The organism is Pseudoxanthomonas sp. LjRoot143, assembly GCF_964252945.1.
GTDB lineage: Bacteria > Pseudomonadota > Gammaproteobacteria > Xanthomonadales > Xanthomonadaceae > Pseudoxanthomonas_A.
The window spans coordinates 2,016,552-2,032,920 of sequence record NZ_CAXUPM020000001.1 but is presented as its reverse complement, the minus strand read 5'-3'; the positions used below and the strand labels follow the sequence as shown (position 1 = coordinate 2,032,920).

The 16,369-nt window shown below is 68.9% G+C and carries 16 protein-coding genes and 1 pseudogene; all 17 read right to left on the bottom strand.

Translation table 11 applies throughout. The annotated features are described in order from the left end of the window. Positions 1–13 precede the first annotated feature (13 nt). On the bottom strand, positions 14–541 hold the full coding sequence (locus tag ACSQ1W_RS09625) for a flagellar basal body-associated FliL family protein (protein WP_436043122.1): 528 nt from the start codon (positions 539–541) through the stop codon (positions 14–16). A 225-nt stretch (positions 542–766) separates the two neighbouring features. Then, positions 767–1,939 (bottom strand): flagellar hook-length control protein FliK, encoded by a 1,173-nt coding sequence (locus ACSQ1W_RS09620; RefSeq protein ID WP_436043120.1) that lies wholly within the window; start codon positions 1,937–1,939, stop codon positions 767–769. After that, positions 1,939–2,391, bottom strand: coding sequence for a flagellar export protein FliJ (gene fliJ, locus ACSQ1W_RS09615; protein ID WP_192267817.1), 453 nt, complete (start codon positions 2,389–2,391; stop codon positions 1,939–1,941). The genes ACSQ1W_RS09620 and fliJ overlap by 1 nt, the downstream gene beginning before the upstream one ends. Before the next feature lie 18 nt (positions 2,392–2,409). Beyond that, on the bottom strand, positions 2,410–3,807 hold the full coding sequence (gene fliI / locus ACSQ1W_RS09610; RefSeq protein WP_192267818.1) for a flagellar protein export ATPase FliI: 1,398 nt from the start codon (positions 3,805–3,807) through the stop codon (positions 2,410–2,412). Next, positions 3,804–4,340: pseudogene (locus tag ACSQ1W_RS09605) on the bottom strand (FliH/SctL family protein); the annotation flags it as partial. The pseudogene ACSQ1W_RS09605 and the gene fliI, both read right to left, overlap by 4 nt. A 77-nt stretch (positions 4,341–4,417) precedes the next feature. Continuing rightward, positions 4,418–5,404: a flagellar motor switch protein FliG gene (gene fliG / locus ACSQ1W_RS09600; RefSeq protein WP_192271183.1), complete on the bottom strand. Its 987-nt coding sequence runs from the start codon at positions 5,402–5,404 to the stop codon at positions 4,418–4,420. Positions 5,405–5,420: 16 nt separating this feature from the next. After that, complete coding sequence (gene fliF / locus ACSQ1W_RS09595; RefSeq protein ID WP_436043118.1) at positions 5,421–7,094, bottom strand: flagellar basal-body MS-ring/collar protein FliF; 1,674 nt, start codon at positions 7,092–7,094, stop codon at positions 5,421–5,423. A 42-nt stretch (positions 7,095–7,136) separates the two neighbouring features. Beyond that, positions 7,137–7,496, bottom strand: a complete 360-nt coding sequence (gene fliE, locus ACSQ1W_RS09590) for a flagellar hook-basal body complex protein FliE (protein WP_192267821.1) — start codon at positions 7,494–7,496, stop codon at positions 7,137–7,139. A 76-nt stretch (positions 7,497–7,572) separates the two neighbouring features. Further along, positions 7,573–9,042, bottom strand: coding sequence for a sigma-54 dependent transcriptional regulator (locus tag ACSQ1W_RS09585; protein ID WP_436043115.1), 1,470 nt, complete (start codon positions 9,040–9,042; stop codon positions 7,573–7,575). After that, entirely contained in the window at positions 9,035–9,415 is a 381-nt protein-coding gene (locus ACSQ1W_RS09580; RefSeq protein ID WP_192267824.1) for a response regulator, read from the bottom strand. The genes ACSQ1W_RS09585 and ACSQ1W_RS09580 overlap by 8 nt, the downstream gene beginning before the upstream one ends. 15 nt (positions 9,416–9,430) lie before the next feature. After that, the gene (gene rpoN / locus ACSQ1W_RS09575; RefSeq protein WP_436043113.1) at positions 9,431–10,855 is read right to left on the bottom strand and encodes an RNA polymerase factor sigma-54; all 1,425 of its coding nucleotides are present in this window, start codon (positions 10,853–10,855) and stop codon (positions 9,431–9,433) included. 237 nt (positions 10,856–11,092) lie between these two features. Further along, complete coding sequence (locus ACSQ1W_RS09570) at positions 11,093–11,725, bottom strand: response regulator (RefSeq protein WP_192267828.1); 633 nt, start codon at positions 11,723–11,725, stop codon at positions 11,093–11,095. 215 nt (positions 11,726–11,940) lie between these two features. Continuing rightward, complete coding sequence (locus ACSQ1W_RS09565; protein WP_436043111.1) at positions 11,941–12,531, bottom strand: PilZ domain-containing protein; 591 nt, start codon at positions 12,529–12,531, stop codon at positions 11,941–11,943. Positions 12,532–12,534: 3 nt separating this feature from the next. Continuing rightward, a complete protein-coding gene (locus tag ACSQ1W_RS09560) occupies positions 12,535–12,840 on the bottom strand; it encodes a hypothetical protein (protein ID WP_162338489.1) in 306 nt (101 codons plus the stop codon). Then, positions 12,837–13,253, bottom strand: a complete 417-nt coding sequence (gene fliS, locus ACSQ1W_RS09555; RefSeq protein WP_192267833.1) for a flagellar export chaperone FliS — start codon at positions 13,251–13,253, stop codon at positions 12,837–12,839. The genes ACSQ1W_RS09560 and fliS overlap by 4 nt, the downstream gene beginning before the upstream one ends. A gap of 51 nt (positions 13,254–13,304) precedes the next feature. After that, a complete protein-coding gene (gene fliD, locus ACSQ1W_RS09550; RefSeq protein WP_192267835.1) occupies positions 13,305–14,669 on the bottom strand; it encodes a flagellar filament capping protein FliD in 1,365 nt (454 codons plus the stop codon). A gap of 347 nt (positions 14,670–15,016) precedes the next feature. Further along, on the bottom strand, positions 15,017–16,216 hold the full coding sequence (locus ACSQ1W_RS09545) for a flagellin (protein ID WP_436043108.1): 1,200 nt from the start codon (positions 16,214–16,216) through the stop codon (positions 15,017–15,019). Positions 16,217–16,369: the final 153 nt, after the last annotated feature.

Below are 16,369 nucleotides of genomic sequence, written 5' to 3'. Positions count from 1 at the left end.
CGGCGGGGTTCCGTCACTGCATCACGAAGCTGGTGAACAGGAGCGACTCGGCAGCGGGCTTGCCGGTCTCGGCGACGAGCAGCGCCTTCACTTCGCCGAGCGCGGCGTTCTGCAGACGCTCCTTGCCCTCGCGCGACATCAGGCTGGTGGCGTCCTGCTGGGCGAACAGCATCAGCAGGCGGGCGCGGATGGCCGGCGCATGCAACTGGATGGCGGTCAGCGCCTCGGGATCGCGCGTCATCAGCTGCACTTCCACCTGCAGATAGCGTGCGCCGCCGGCTTCACCGACGAGGTTGACGACGAAGGGCGGCTCCAGCGCGAAGTACTGGGCGGGCGCGGGCACCTGGCCGGGCTTCTTGGCCTCGGGTGCGTCGGCGTTTGCTTCCTTCGTGCCATGGTTGGCGAAGTACCACGCGCCGCCGCCGGCGGCACCGGCCGCGATGACAGCCACCAGGCCGATGGTCAGCAGCGACTTGCCGCCCTTGGGCTTGTCGCCCTTGTCGGCCTTGGATTTGCTTGCGGTCTTGTCGGCGGCTGCCACGGCGGTGGATCTCCTGAGGGGTCAGCCCAGGTGATGCAAGCGGTGTGCCGCGCCGGGAGGAAGGGCCCGACGGAGTTTTGACGGCGCTTCAGCCGGCACGATGTCCGGTGTGGGAGCGACGTAAGTCGCGAATGCCAACTGCGAACGTTCCGGCCCCACCGGGACCCAGGCTATCGGTCACACCATCGCGACTTACGTCGCTCCCACACCTGCCGTCAGGAACCATCACGCGTACGCGTCCACCAGCCCGCGCGCCGTCATGCGGACGCTGCGCGGCGCTTCAGAGACCGGCTCGCTGGCGTCACCGCTGCCATCACCGGTGGACGAACCGCCCCCCTGCGACGGCGGGGCGTGCTGCTGGCCGACGTCGGCATGGGCCAGCTGGAAGCCGTGCTGGCCCAGCATGTCGCGCAGACGGGGCAGGCTGCTTTCCAGCGCCTGCCGGACGTCGGCCTGGGCGCTGGCGAAGTCGGCGTGGATGCGGTCGCCTTCCAGGCGCAGGCGGATCTCCACCGTGCCCAGGTCGTTCGGGGTGACCTTGATGTGGGCGTGGCCGATCTTCTGGTCGGCCATCCAGCGCACGGCATCGCCGATGTCCTCGTCGAAGTGGCCGCCCTGCAGGTCGGCGCTCGGCGCTTCCATCGCGTTGACGGTCTCGGTGCGCGACAGGCCCAGCGCTTGGTTCGAGGCGCCCACGCCGGCCAGCAGGTTGCCGGTCGGTGCGGGCGCGTCGCCGTCCTCGCTGCGGAAGGCATCGACGAGGTCGCGGCCCAGGTTGATCGCGTCCGGCACCGCCGCCGCCACCTGGCCGGTCGCCAGGTGGGTGGCGAACGACAGCAGGTTCTGCAGCGGCGCTTTGGCCTCGCTCGCGTTCGGCGCCGGCGTCGTCGCCGTGTCGGTCGAGGCGGCCTGCGCGCCGTCGCCAGTCGTGTCGATCACCACAGCCGGCACCGCCGCACGGCCGCCGGCCAGCAGGGCATCGGAGGCGAGGGGCGTGTTGGGCGCGGGCTGGGCGCCACCGAGCAGGGGATTGCCGAAGGGATCGGTCAGCGCCGCGGCCGCCGCATCCGCAGGCAGGGCGGACGCGATCGGGGGCAATTCCATCAGGATGGGCGGCACGGCGGAGGTGGCGATGGCGTCCTCGGACTTGTCATCCTCGGTACGAGACTCGTCCTGTTTGCCGGCGACGGCCCTGTCGGGCCGCTGCCGCACGGGTTCCTTCGTTTCGCCGTTGCGCGGGTTCGTCGTGCGCGGCGCGTCGTCGCGCCGGGCGGGGCGGCGCACCAGGTCGTCGAATGCGGTCTTCTTCGCGGGTTCCTCGCTCGCGGTGGCGTTGCTGCCTGCCGCCGTCGGCGGCGGTTTCACGGCGAAGGTGAGGGCGGAGGTCGGCGACGGCATCAGGCGTCCTCGTTCTCTCGCGTAGTCGCGGCCAGGCGTGCACGGCGGGCGCCTACGTCGTCCATCTCGCGTTGGTCGCGGCGATCGACGATCAGCTTTTCCTGCACGCGGTAGCTGGCGGCCAGCTGTTCCAGCACCTGTTTGTCGCGGCTGGCCAGCAGCAGGCGGTCGCGTTCGATGTCGACGCTGGCGCGGCTCCGGTCCACGTTCTGCAATTGCTGCTTGAGTGCCTGGTCGATGCGGTCGAGGAACGCGCGGCGATTGGCCAGCTGCGCCGGACTGGTGGCGGCCATCTGGCTGTTGGCGTAGTCCTCGGCGTACTGGCGCAGCTCCTCCAGCCGGGATTCGTGCTGCGCCAGCGTGTTCTGGCGGTCGGCCAGGTCGCGGGCGACGGAATCCTCGTGCTCCTGTGCGCGGCGCAGCAGCGGGTCGATTCGGCGGGATTGCATCATGGCGCGGGGTTCCTTGCGTTACTGCGGGCCGGTCGGCAGCGGGATGCCGACGGGGGCGTTGCGTTGGATCAGGGATTCCAGGGCGGCACGGCTGCTCGGCAGGTCGGCGGCGCGCGCCACGTCCTGGCCGAGGAACTCGACGATCTCCGGCCAGCGCTCCAGCGCTTCGTCGACGGTCGGGTCGTTGCCGCGCTGGTAGGCGCCGATGGCGATCAGGTCGCGGTTGCTGGTGTACGCCGACAGCAGGCGCTTGAGCTTGCGGATGCGGTCGCGCCAGGTTTCGTCGGCGATCTCGGTGACCACGCGGCTGACCGACGACTCCACGTCGATCGCCGGGTACAGGCCGCTGTCGGCGACGCGGCGCGACAGCAGGATGTGGCCGTCGAGAATGGCGCGTGCGGCGTCGGCGATCGGGTCCTGCGGATCGTCGCCTTCGGTCAGTACGGTGTAGAACGCGGTGATGGAGCCTCGCCCCTTGGCGCCGTTGCCGGCACGTTCGACCAGCGCCGGCAGGCGCGCGAACACGGACGGCGGATAACCGCGCGTAGTGGGCGGTTCGCCGACCGACAGGCCGATCTCGCGCTGCGCCTGGGCGAAGCGGGTCAGCGAATCCATCAGCAGCAGCACGTTCAGGCCCTGGTCGCGGAACCACTCGGCGATGGCGGTGGCGCGGTAGGCGCCCTGCAGGCGCGCCAGCGGCGGCCGGTCGGCGGGACTGGCGACGACCACGGCACGCGCGAGGCCGGCCGGGCCCAGCGTGGTCTCGACGAAATCGCGGACTTCGCGACCACGTTCGCCGATAAGACCGACCACGATGACGTCTGCGGCGGTGTACTTGGTCATCATGCCCAGCAGCGTGGACTTGCCGACGCCGGAGCCGGCGAACAGGCCGACGCGCTGGCCGCGGCCGATCGGTAGCAGCGCATTGATCGCACGCACGCCGACATCGAGCGGCTGCGTGATCGGTTCGCGCGAGAGCGGATTGATCGCCATGCCGGCGAGGCTGACCGTGCCTTCGGCGCGGATAGGACCGCGACCGTCGAGCGGCACGCCATCGCTGTCGATCACGCGGCCCAGCAGGCCTTCGCCGACTTCCACGCCGCCGCGGCGGCGCGAGGGCACCACGCGCGCGTTCGGCAGCAGGCCGTGCAGTTCGGCGCTGGGCATCAGGTAGGTACGTTCGCCGGAGAAGCCGACGACTTCGGCGTCCACCCAGCCGCCATCGACGACTTCGACCTTGCAGGTGGCGCCCATCGGCGCTTCGCAGCCGATCGCTTCCAGGGTCAGGCCGACGGCGCGGCGCAGGATGCCCTCGCGGATCAGGCCGCGCCCGCCGAGTTCGGGATTGATCTGCGACAGCCGCGCCGACAGGCGCAGGTCGCGTGCGGTCAGCCATTCCAGCGGCTGTGCGCTCATGCGCGTGCTCCGCGGTTGAGGACGGTTTCCAGCGCGCCGCGCAGACGCGCTTCCAGCGTGCCGTCGATGCGGACGCTTTCGGCATGCACGCGCAGGTCGCCGCGACTCAGCGACGTGTCCGCGGTCAGGCGCGTGTGGGCCGTCATCGCCAGCACCGGCGTCAGCGCGGCGATGTCGTCGGGGTGCAGGCGCAGTTCGACCTCGCGCTGCGAACCGCCGACCGCATCCAGCGCGCTGGTGGCGAGTTCCTGCAGCAGGACCGGGTCGGTCTGGTAGGCGCGGCCGACCAGCGCGCCGGCGATGCGCACGGCGAGTTCGGACAGCGCGGCGACCACCTCGTTTTCCAGCCGGTCGAGCGGGCGCGAGAAGTTGTCGAGGATGCCCTCCATCTGCGCGGCGAGCCGGCGCACCTCGGCCTGGCCGTGGGAGAAACCCTCGGCATGGCCTTCGGCGTGGCCGCGTTCCAGCCCTTCGCGGAAGGCGGCCTCCTGGATGGACTGGATCTCCTCCAGCGTCGGCGGCACGAGCGGCGGCGCGTCCTGTTCGGCGGCGGCATTGGACAGCACCACATCGAGCGGCGCGGGCATCCAGCGCAGCGGCGAGGGCGTGCTCATACCATTTCCTCGGCGCTGGCGGTGAGGGCGATGACGCCCTGGTCAGCCAGCCGGCGCACGATGGCGAGGATTTCCTTCTGCGCGCCTTCCACGTCGGACAGGCGCACGGGGCCGCGCGCTTCCATGTCCTCGAGCAGGATCTGCGCGGCGCGCTGGGACATGTTGCGGGTGATCTTTTCCTTGACCTTGGCGTCGGCGCCGCGCAGCGCCAGGCCCAGGCGGTCGTTCGGCACTTCGCGCAGCAACGCCTGCAGTTCGCGGTCGCCGAGGTCGGCCAGGTTGTCGAAAACGAACATCAGGTCCTGGATGCGTGCGCCGAGGTCGGCATCGACCTGGGTGATGCTGCCCAGGATCACCTGGTCCTGGCCGGAATCCATGAAGTTGAGGATGTTCGCCGCGACCTTCACGCCGCCGATGCTGGATGCCTTGAGGTTCTGGTTGCCGGCGAACTGGCGCTCCATGATCTCGTTGAGCTCGTTCAGTGCGTTCGGCGGAATGCCGTCCAGCGTGGCGATGCGCAGCAGCACGTCGGTGCGGGTGCGTTCGGCCAGCAGCTTGAGCGTGTCGGCGGCCTGGTCGCTGTCCAGGTGCGCCAGCACGATGGCGATGATCTGCGGATGTTCGTTGCGCACCAGGTCGGCGATCGCGCGCGGGTCCATCCACTTCAGCGTGTCCAGGCCGGTGGTGTTGCGGCCCAGCAGGATGCGGTCGATCAGGCTGCCGGCCTTGTCCTCGCCCAGTGCCTGCACCAGCACCTTGCGCACGTAGTCGTCGGCGCCCATGCCCAGCGAGGTCTGCTTGTCCAGTGCATCGCCGAAGTTCGACATCACCTGCATCACCTGCTCGCGGCTGATGCCGGAGATGGTGGCCATGGCGATGCCAAGCTTCTGCACCTCCTTGGCGTTCATGTGCTTGAGTACTTCGGCGGCGTCTTCCTCGCCCAGCGAGAGCAGCAGCACGGCAGCGCGCTGCACGCCGGTCAGGGCGGCTTCGGGTGCGTTATTCATCGCTGGCCACCCAGTCCTTGACCACTTGCGCGACCTGCTTGGAGTCGGTCTTCACCGCTTCGCGCGCCTGGCGCAGGCGGTCTTCGTAGGCGTCGGAGGGCAGGGCGCGCATCGGCGGCGCGTGCTCGTGCGACAGCGTGGCGACCACGCCGTCGTCGTCGCGGTCGTCGACGATGTCGACGTCGATGCCGTCCTCTTCATCGCGCTTGTGCCTGGCGGCGGGGCTGATGATCTGGCGCATGGCCGGGCGCAGCACGCCGAACAGCAGCACGATGACCACCAGCGCGCCCAGGCCGTAGCGCGCGATGTCGCGCACCATCGGATTGTGCAGCCACGGGCTTTCCCAGAACGGGACGTCGACCGGGGCTTCGGCTTCGCGCACGAACGGGGCGTTCATGACCGACACCGAGTCGCCGCGGGCGGCGTCGAAGCCGACGGCTTCCTTCACCAGCGCTTCGATGCGGGTCAGCGTGGCGGCGTCCAGCGCGGTCATCACGGCCTTGCCGTTCTCGCCGGTGCGCGGCACGTGGTCGACCAGCACGGCGGCGGTGACGCGGCGCACGCGGCCGGCGGGCTGGCGGGTGTGCTGCAGGGTGCGGTCCATCTCGAAGTTGCGTGTCGCGCTGCTCGCGGTCTCCACCGGCGCGGCGGGATTGGGGGCAGCGGCGGCGGCATTCGGTCCCGGCGGGGTGTTGCTGGTCGCGCCGGGCACGCCTTCGGGACCGGTGCCGGCGTTGGTGGTGTTCTGGCTGATCTGCTCGCTGCGGATCTTGGCCGGATCATTGGCGAAGGTCTCGCGGGCTTCCTCGGTGACCGAGAAATCCATGTCGACGGCGACTTCGGCGTTGACGCGGCCGGGGCCGGTCAGCGGCTCCAGCAGTTCGCGGATGCGGTCGTTGAACGAGGTTTCCAGCTTGCGCACGCGTTCGAACTGCGCGGCGTTGAGCGCGGCTTCGCTGTTCGGATCGCTGATGGTCAGCATGCGACCGCTCTGGTCGACCACGGTGACGCGCTCGGGCGCCAGGTCGGGGATCGACGACGACACCAGGTGCACGATGGCGTCCACCTGGTTGCGTTCCAGCATGGCGCCGGAACGGAGGTCCAGCACCACCGAGGCGCTGGCCACTTCACGCTGGCGGGTGAAGGCGGACGGTTTGGGAATGGCGAGGTGGACGCGGGCGTCGCGCACCGGGCGCAGCGTGGTGATGGTGCGGACCAGTTCGGTCTCCAGCGCGTGCTGGTAGCGCGCGTTCTCGACGAACTGGCTGACGCCGAAGCCCGGGTCGCGCTCCATCATCTCGAAACCGAGGCGGCCGCTTTCGGCCAGGCCGGCGCCGGCCAGCTTCAGGCGGGCGTCGTGCAGGTTTTCCTCCGGCACGGAGATCGCGCCGGTGGCCTGGTTGAGCTGGAACGGGATCTGCGCCGCGCGCAGCATGTCGGCCGCTTCGGCGGTGGCCTTGGCGTCCAGCCCGGTGTAAAGCGGGGTGTAGGCCGGCTTCTGCGACCAGAAGAACACCATCATGCCGACCGCGACGGCGCCGGCGATCAGCAGCAGCGTGCCCATCTGCTTGAACACGCGCGCGTCCTGGATCTTGGTCAGCGCCGCGCCCGCCTTGTCGGCGGTCAGCGATTCCTTCAGGGCTTCCTTGGACAGCGTGAGGGCCATGGCGACGGGTCGGTTCTAGTGGAGAGGTGGAGGGGCGCCGCGTTACAGCGGCATGTTCATGACGTCCTGGTACGCCTGCACCAGGCGGTTACGTACTTCCACGGTGGCGCGGAACGCGACCTGCGATTGCTGGGCCGCCACCATCACCCGCGCCAGGTCCGCGCGCGGATCACCCAGCTCGAAGGCCTGCGCCAGCGCGCCGGAGGTCTTCTGCGCGTTGTTGACGCCTTCCAGCGCGTTCTGCAGGGTGTCGCCGAAGCTCGGCGCCTTGACGCCCGGCTGCTCCAGTCCCACCCGGTTCGGGGTGAAGGCCCCCGGATTCGGCATCGGCTCAAGCGCGCGGGTACCGACCTGGTGCTGGTAACTGCGGATCTGCGAGAGGATGGAGGTGACGTCGGACATGGGCGGGTGCTTCGGTCGTCGGGTGTCTTGCGTGATGTGTTGCAAGACCCGTGCCGGAAACCGCGCCCGCGGCCAGTCAGTTTTCCGTCGCCAGCGCGACTTCTTCGCGCTCGATGCCGTACTTGCGCAGCTTTTCCACCAAGGTGGTACGGCGCAGGCCCAGCAGCTGGGCGGCGTGCGCGACCACGCCACCGGCGCGGTCCAGCGCGTCGCGGATCAGGTTCAGTTCGATCTGGGCGATGTGTTCGCGCAGGTCGATGCCGGCTTCCGGCAGGCGGTCGGCGGGCGTCACCGCGGCGGCCACCACGGCCGTCGGCAGCGGCGCGGCGGCGACGGGCGCGGGCGCCGCGACGATGGGTACCGGGGTCTCGACGGCCAGCACGTCCACGCCTTCCGGCTGGTAGCGCTTGGGCAGATCGGCCACGCGGACCAGTCCGCCCGGATGCAGCACGGCGAGGCGCTCGACCAGGTTGGTCAGTTCGCGCACGTTGCCCGGCCAGGCGTACGAGCGCAGCGCCTGCAGGGTATCGCTGGCGAAACGCACTTCGCCGCGGCCGGTACGCGACAGTTGCGCCGCGATGGTCATCACCAGGTCGGGCAGGTCCTCGGCGCGCTCACGCAGCGCCGGCATCTCGATCGGGAACACGTTGAGGCGGTAGAACAGGTCCTCGCGGAAGTGGCCGTCGGCGATGCGCGTTTCCAGGTTGCGGTGGGTGGCGGCGATCACGCGGACATTGCAGCGGATGGTCTGGTTGCCGCCGACGCGCTCGAAGCTGCGCTCCTGCAGCACGCGCAGCAGCTTGACCTGCATCGGCAGGCTCATGTCGCCGATCTCGTCCAGCAGCAGGGTGCCGCCCTCGGCCATCTCGAAGCGGCCCTTGCGCGCGGTCAGCGCGCCGGTGAACGCGCCCTTCTCGTGGCCGAACAGCTCGCTTTCCAGCAGGTCCGGCGGAATCGCGCCGCAATTGATGGCCACGAACGGTCCGTCGCGACGCGGCGACTGGTCGTGGATGGCGCGCGAGACGACCTCCTTGCCGGTACCGGATTCGCCCAGCACCAGCACCGTGGTGTCGAAGCTGGCGACCTGCTCGATCATGCGGCGCAGGCGGACGACGGCCGGGCTGTTGCCGGTCGGGCCGCTGGTGCTGACCTGCTGGGCCTGGTGTTCGGTATCCAGTCGCTTGAGGCTGGCGCGGCGCAGGCAGGCTTCCAGTTGCGCGTGGCGGATCGGGCTTTCCAGGGCCCACACACCGGCCTCGTGCAGGCCATGCGCGGCGGCGAAGCCGGCGGTGTCGCCTTCCAGCAGCAGCACCGGCGGCGGCAGCTGGGCCTTGCCCAGCCAGGCGAAGAAGCTGTCGGCGGCCTTCTGGTCGTCGAGCGAGCCGACCACCACCGCCAGCCAGTCGTGCTGGCGGGCGCGGCGGACATCCACGTCACCGGCGCTGGAAACCCAGCGGGGCGTCAGGTCCATGAACTCGAGCAGTCCGGCCAGGCGTTCGGCACGGGTAGCGTCGGCGTCGATGACGAGGATGCGGGATTCACTCATGGCGGCTGTCTTTGAATTTTTCGAGGATGGGCAAGACTTCCTGGATGTAGGAAAGCTTGCTGACGAAGTCGTCGGCGCCGGCGCGCATCGCGTGTTCGCGGTGCTCGGCATCGTCGAAATGGCTGGCGATCACGATGAAGGGCGGTGCGTCCTGCGTCTTGATCAGGCGGGTGGCCTGCAGGCCGCCCATCTCCGGCATGGCCAGGTCCATCAGCACCACGTCCGGACGCAGGGTCTCGGAGCGTTCGATGGCTTCCAGGCCATTGCTGGCGCGGCCCACGACGTCCAGCCACTCCACCTTGCGCAGGTGGCGCAGGGCGGCGTTGATGAAACCTTCGTGGTCGTCCACCAGCAGTACGGTGATCTTGCTCATTGCGGTCGTGCTCCGTTATCCAGCCTTGGCCAGGACGGATACGGTAGCGCGTCGGCGTTCCCGGGCGGGAGCGATATCGAGCTGTTCCCGGTACTTCGCCACAGTTCGACGGGCGATGTGGATGCCCTGGCGGGCCAGCAGGCCGGCGATGGCCTCGTCGGCCAACGGCTTGCCGGCCGGCTCGGAGTCGATCAGGCGGCGCACCATCGCGCGCACGGCCGGGCCGGACACGTTGGCGCCTTCCAGGCGTACGGCGAAGAAGTGCTTCAGCTCGAAGGTGCCGCGCGGGGTCTGCATGTACTTGCCGGTGGTGATGCGCGAGATGGTGGACTCGTGCATGCCGATGGCGTCGGCGACTTCCTTCAGCGTCAGCGGGGCCATCGCCTCGTCGCCCTGGGTCAGGAAGCCGGCCTGGCGCTCGACGATGGCGCGTGCGGTGCGCAGCAGGGTGTCGTAGCGGATCGACAGGCCGCGGGTCAGCCAGCGCGCTTCCTGCAGCATTTCGCGCAGCTTGACGGCGCCTTCGGTCGGCTCGGCCTGGTCCAGCGCCCGTTCCTGCATCGCGTTCACGCGGATGCGCGGCGTGGTGGCCGGGTTCAGCGCGACGCGCCAGGCGCAATCGGCGTGCCAGGCGACCACGTCCGGGACGATGTAGCCGGTCGGCGCGGGGGCCAGCGAGGCGCCCGGACGTGCATCCAGCGACAGCACCAGGCGCACGCCTTCCATGACCTGGTCGAGATCGAGGTCCAGCAGGCGGGCGAGGGCGTCGTACTCGTGGGCAGCCAGCAGCGCCATGCCGTCGGTGACGATGCGGTGGGCGACATGGCGGGCCGGCACGCGGCCCTGCAGGCAGTCCAGCTGGACCTGCAGGCATTCGCGCACGTCGGCCGCGGTCAGGCCGGGGAATTCGCCGCGCAGCAGGCGGTCGCGCAGGGCGAGTGCCGCGTCGGTGGTCAGGTCGAAACGGGCAGAGGCCAGCAGCGCCAGCGCATCGGGTGCCTGCTCCAGGTAACCGGCGTCGTTGGTGTGCTCCAGCCAGAAGGCGACCACGTCGAGCGCGCGGTCGTCCAGTTCCAGCGCCAGGCGGTCGAGCACGCGCACGTGCGGATCGCTGGACTCGCCGGCCTCCACGCGCTGCATGCGGTCGTCGTCGCCGTCCTGCCAGTTGGCGCCGGGCACGTCCCACAGGTTGGATTCGGGCAGTTCGTCGAAGGCCGCGGTTTCGAGGGCGGCGGCTTCCTGCGCCGGCAGCACCTCGATGTCGCCGGCCTGGTCGGCGTCCTGCACCTCTTCCACTTCCAGCAGCGGATTCAGGTCCAGCGCGCGGCGCACTTCCATCTCCAGCTGCAGGCCATCCAGCTGCAGCAGCCGGATCGACTGCAGCAGTTGCGGCGTCAGGTGGAGCTGCTGCCCGAGTTGGGTGGAAAGTCCCGTCTTCATTCCCGTGGTCCCCGATTCGATGGCGTGCCGAGGCGGCTTCACATCGTGTTGACACTTTGCGGGGCGGGTGACGGAAAAAAAATCAGGGCGTTTCTGGTTGTGCTGCGGGCACGCCCCACGCGCCGTCAGGGTTTCCCCTACGACGTCGGTTCAATGGCGGGAATGGGCGCCTGGCGGGGCGCTGCGATCACGGAATTCCGTCACGGAAAGGGCGTCGCCCCCGGGGTACTGCAAGGCTCAGGCCAGTTCGTTCTGGTGGCGCGCGGCCAGCAGCAGCAGATCGTTGGCGCGACGGCAGCCCAGCGACTCCATCATGCGTGCGCGGTGCGTTTCCACCGTCTTGACGCTGATGCCGAGCTGGGCGGCGATTTCCTTGCTGCTCATGCCGCTGCCGAGCTGGCGCAGGATTTCGCGCTGCCGCGGCGACAGCGCCGCGATGCCGGTGGGACGCTGCGGATTGAGCATCGGCGCCAGCATCTTCGACGACACCTGCGGGCTGAGGAACACCTGGCCATTGGCGGCGGCGCGCAGGGCGAGTTCCAGTTCCATCGGCGCCGCTTCCTTGACGACGAAGCCGGCGCAGCCGCGGTCCAACGCCACCCGTACCTGGGTGGGATCGTTGTGCATGGACATCATCACCACGCGCGTCTGCGGCAGCGAATCGCGCAGCAGGGGCAACAGCTCCAGACCGCTGCGATCGGGCAGCGACAGGTCGAGCAGGATCAGGTCGGGGCGATGGATGGCCGCCATGTCCAGCGCCTGTTGCGCATTGCAGGCCTCGGCCACGACATCGACATCGGGCAGCGCCTGCAGCAGGCGTCCGATGCCGGCGCGGACCAGGGTGTGGTCGTCGACGATAAGTACACGCACGGGAGAAATCAGAGGCTGTCGCGTTGCAGGGTCAAGTCACGATAGCCGCGCCGGGTGCCCACGCCAATTCACAAACGCGATGGGGATGTGAAACATCGACGAGGGTCACACTTGTGACGTCGCGAGCGTCGGCAAAACCACGGATTCCGCAAGGCTGTCGCCGGCGCACGCTGTGCGGCAGACGATGCCGTCGCGTGTGACTGCGCGAAACGTGTTTACGTCCGCGTCGTGTGCAGCTGCTGCCGGGCTTCGGCCACCTGGCGGCGATGCAGACGGAAGAGGTGACGGTCCATCGCTTCGGCCAGGCCGGCATTCAGGCCCTCGAACTGCAACCACAGGTGGTGCGCGCCCTGCGTGCCTTCGACGTGGTCCAGCACCTTCACCGGCAGTTCGATCTGGTCGCTCAGCCAGGCGGCGGGTTGCAGGGTGACGACGCCGACGGTCTCCACCGCGTGCAGCACCGGCGCGACCGCATCCAGCCGTACGCCGCGGTGCGACCAGCGCAGCGCCGTGACAGGCAGACTTTCCTCGTGCCGGCGCGCCAGCCGGCCCAACAGCGACAGCACCAGGTCGAGCTTGGCTTCGATGCGCTGCTGGCTGGGCGTGGCTTCCTTGCGTTCTTCGGGATCGTCGCCGCGGACATCCTCGGCGACGGCGAGACCCTTCAGCAGGGCCTCGGACGGCGCCTGCATCACGGGACGCGCGCCGGCATCGAAACGCGCCGGCAGCACGACATCGCAGGTGAGCGCGCCGTCGAACAGCGTGTGCTCGGCAGGATGCTCCACCAGGATGATCGACGTGCCCATGGCTCAGCCCTCGACGACGGACAGGTAGGCGCGCGCGGCGCGATCCGCGCGCTGGGTGGCGTGCATGCGGACGCGCGCCTGTTCGCGCGCATCCTGCATGGACTTCTGCAGTTCGAGTTGTGCGCGCAGCAGCACGGCCAGCGCGTCGTAGCCGGCGGTCCTGCCGCCATCGGCATGCAGGAATGCCCGTACATCATGGTCGTGCCGGTTGAGCAGGCGCTCCACGTCCTCCAGTTCGCCGGCATGCAGCGCGTGCCGCATCCCGTCCAGCTGGGCGAACAGGTCGTCGAGGGCCGGGGCAGCGCTCATCCTGCGGCGGCCATCGCGGGAATCCGGCGCTGCTCGTTGGGGATCGCGTTCCAGGCCGATTCGATCTCGCCCAGCAGTTCCAGCGACTCGCGCAGGGCGGCGGCGTCGTTGTGCAGGTTGGCCTCGATCAGTCGCGTCTGCACGTAGTCGTACAGCGCCGACAGGCTGCCGGCGATCTCGCCGCCGGCTTCGTGGTCGAGCGAGCCGTTGAGATGGCCGATGATGGCACTGACTTCGCCGATCGCCTTGCCCTTGCGCGCGAGGTCGCCGCGGATCACGCAGGCTTCCGCCAGGCGCAGGCGCTCGCAGGCGCCGGACAGCAGCAGGGCGACCAGGCGGTGCGGATCCGCTTCCATCACGGCGCTGCTGAGGCCGGTGTTGCGGTATTGCGCGGCATAGGACTGAAGTGACATTCCATTTTCTCCTGGGGACCGGGGTGCACGCTGCGCCACGGACCCACGGTGTTATCCGGACTGGTTGGCGAGTGCGGCCAGTTGCTGGGACAGGTAACTGCTGGTGGTGCTCATCTGGCCGACCAGCGCATCCATGGCGACGAACTGCGCCTTGTAACGGTTGCCGACGGCTTCCATGCGGGCATCGAGCGCCGTGCGCTGGGTGGCGACATCCTTGATCTGCGCGTTCAGGCCATTGGTGCGCAGGGTGAAGGCACCCTCGCTGCCGATGTAGCTGCCGACGGCCTTCTGCAGGGTGCCGGCGAACGCGGTCTCGCCGGTGAACGCGGTGCGGATCTTTTCCGGGTCTGCGGCCAGGGCGGCGGTGAACTTGCTGCTGTCGAACACCAGCGTGCCGTCCGAGGACGGATAGCCCTTGGTCTGCAGGCCCAGCGTCTTCGCATCGAGGCCCTTCGAGGCGAGGTCGCCCAGCAGGTTGCCCATCAGGTTGCGCAGCTGCCCGGAGGCGCTGCGCATCTGCGCATCGCCGGTCAGCGCCGACGGCTCGTTGGTGTCCGCGTTGTACTTGGTGGACGCATTGATGGCGGTGATGGCGGTGTTGTACGCCGTCACGAAGTCCTGGATCAGTTTGCTGGCGGCCGCGGTATCCGTGGATACGGTGACCGTGGTGGTGCCCTTGGTTTTCAGGTCCAGGGTCAGGCCGGGGACGGCCTCGGTGATCTTGTTGCCGTTGGCGGTGACGGTCAGGCCGTCGATCTTCACTTCGGCATCCGTCGCCGGCACGCGTTCCTGCAGGCTGCCGACGAGCGACTGCAGGTCGCTGCCGCCGGAGGTGAAGGCGAGGGTGAAGCCGTTGGCGGCGCCGGTCTTGTCCGACGACACCGACAGGTACTGGCCGTCGTTGGAGGTCAGTACGCTGGCCTGCACGCCCTTGCTGCGCACGGCATCGTTGATGGCGCCGCGCACGTCCTGCAGGCTGGCGCCCTCGGCGATATCGATCGCCAGCGATTCGCCACCGACGGTCAGCGTCAACTGTCCGGCGCCGAAGGTCTGGCTGGCGGCGACCGGTGTGTTGGTGATCCATTTGTTGGCGGTGGCCAGTTCGACCACCTCCACGTTGTAGGTGCCGTTGGGCGTGCCACTGGAGACGCTGGCGCCGGCGACCGTGTCGGTGGCCGACTTGACCGTGCGCACGTCGAAGGCGGTGGCGGATTTCAGCGCCTTGAGCGCGGTATCCAGCGTGCTGAAAGCGGAGCTGACGGTGCCGATGGCGGACAGCTTGAACTTGGCCTGGCTCTCGATGCGGTTCAGGCGATTGTCGGCGGGCTTGCGATCGGCCGCGACCAGCTGTTCGACCATGCCGGTGATGTTCATCCCGGAGCCGACGCCGCCGTAACCCAATGAATAATCTGCCATTGCCCTGTCTCCTGTCTGGCCCTTTCCGCAAAAAGGGAGGCCGGGCGGGCCGCCATCCGATGACGAATGGGACCCGCCCGTGCACTACCAATAACGGCCCGACTGAGCCGTTCTTTAGCCGCATCTCTCCGTCTCCCACCGCCGCCGTGGGTCCGGCGTGCTGGTGAGAAATGCGGTCGTGCAGGGCGATGCAGGGTTTGTGCCAGAAAGCGGGTCGACGCATGGGGCATTGGCACAAAAAAAGACCCCCTCCACGGTGGAAGGGGGCTGGGGTACTGCCAAACGGAGGGAGACGAATCCGTCCGTGACGACAGGGAACTATCGAGATCGGTACGGCTGGCTGCGCATCAGCGCAGCAGCGACATCACGTTCTGCGGCACCTGGTTGGCCTGGGCCAGCATGGCCGTGCCGGCCTGTTGCAGGATCTGGGTGCGGGTCAGTTCGGCGGTTTCCTTGGCGAAGTCGGTATCGCGGATGCGGCTGCGCGAGGCGGCCAGGTTCTCGGAGCTGGTCTGCAGGTTGGCGACGACCGAGGTGAAGCGGTTCTGCACCGCGCCCAGGTCGGCGCGCGCCGAGTTCACGACGGTCAGCGCCTTGTCGACGATGGTGACCGCGCGGGAAGCATTGAGATACGAGGTGACGTCCAGATCGGACAGGCCCTTCACGTCGCCTGCACCAGGGACACCGCCATTGACGCCCACGCCGGAGGTGATGCCGGCGGCGCCGCTGGCACCGTAGGCGATGTTGATCGCGGCCGGCGCGCCGCTGGCGTTGACGGATTCGCCCACGGTGTAGAACGCGCCGCTGGTGCCGGTGGCTTCGGCCCAGATGCCGTGCTCGCCGACCTTGGCGTTGATCGCCCCTATCACCTTGGCGGTGACCTGGGCGCCGGTGTCGCCAGCCTTCACGTCGACATCGTCGATGGCGACGGTCTTGCCGGCTGAATTGGTCACCGAGATCGCGGTGATCTTGCCATCCGCGGTGGCCGTGCCGGTCATGACACCCGAACCGCCGGTCCAGCCGAACTGCGCCTTGCCCAGCGACGTGGATTTGGCGTCGACCACCTTGTCGATGGCGATGGCCTGGCCCGCATTGGCGCCGACCTGGAACAGCTGGCTGGAGAACGAACCGTCCAGCAGCTTGGTGCCGTTGAACTCCGACTGCTTGGCGACGCGATCGATCTCGAGCGTCAGCTGTTTGACCTCGGCGTTCAGCGCGGCGCGGTCGGAGGAGGAATTGGTCGCGTTGGACGATTGCACGGCCAGTTCGCGGATGCGTTGCAGGTTGTTGCCGATCTCGGTCAGCGAACCTTCGGCGACCTGGGCCAGCGAAATGCCGTCGTTGGCGTTGCGGACGGCGACATCCAGACCACGGATCTGGGTGGAGAAGCGTTCGGAGATCGCCAAGCCGGCGGCGTCGTCCTTCGCGCTGTTGATGCGCAGGCCGGACGAAAGACGCTGGATGGTGGTGGCGAGCGAGGCACCGCTGGTGCTCAGGTTGCGCTGGGCATTGAGCGACATCGTGTTGGTATTGATGACCTGTGCCATGACGCGAACCCGGGAAGAAGAGGGGAGCTACGACGGAGAAGGAAGGCCCGGCGCCCGCCACCAAACCGGTGGAAGGCGGAAGGAAGGCGAACCTTCCTTCCCGGCGCGAAACGGAGGGAGACGAATCCTTCCGGGGTGCCTGCGCCAGGCAAC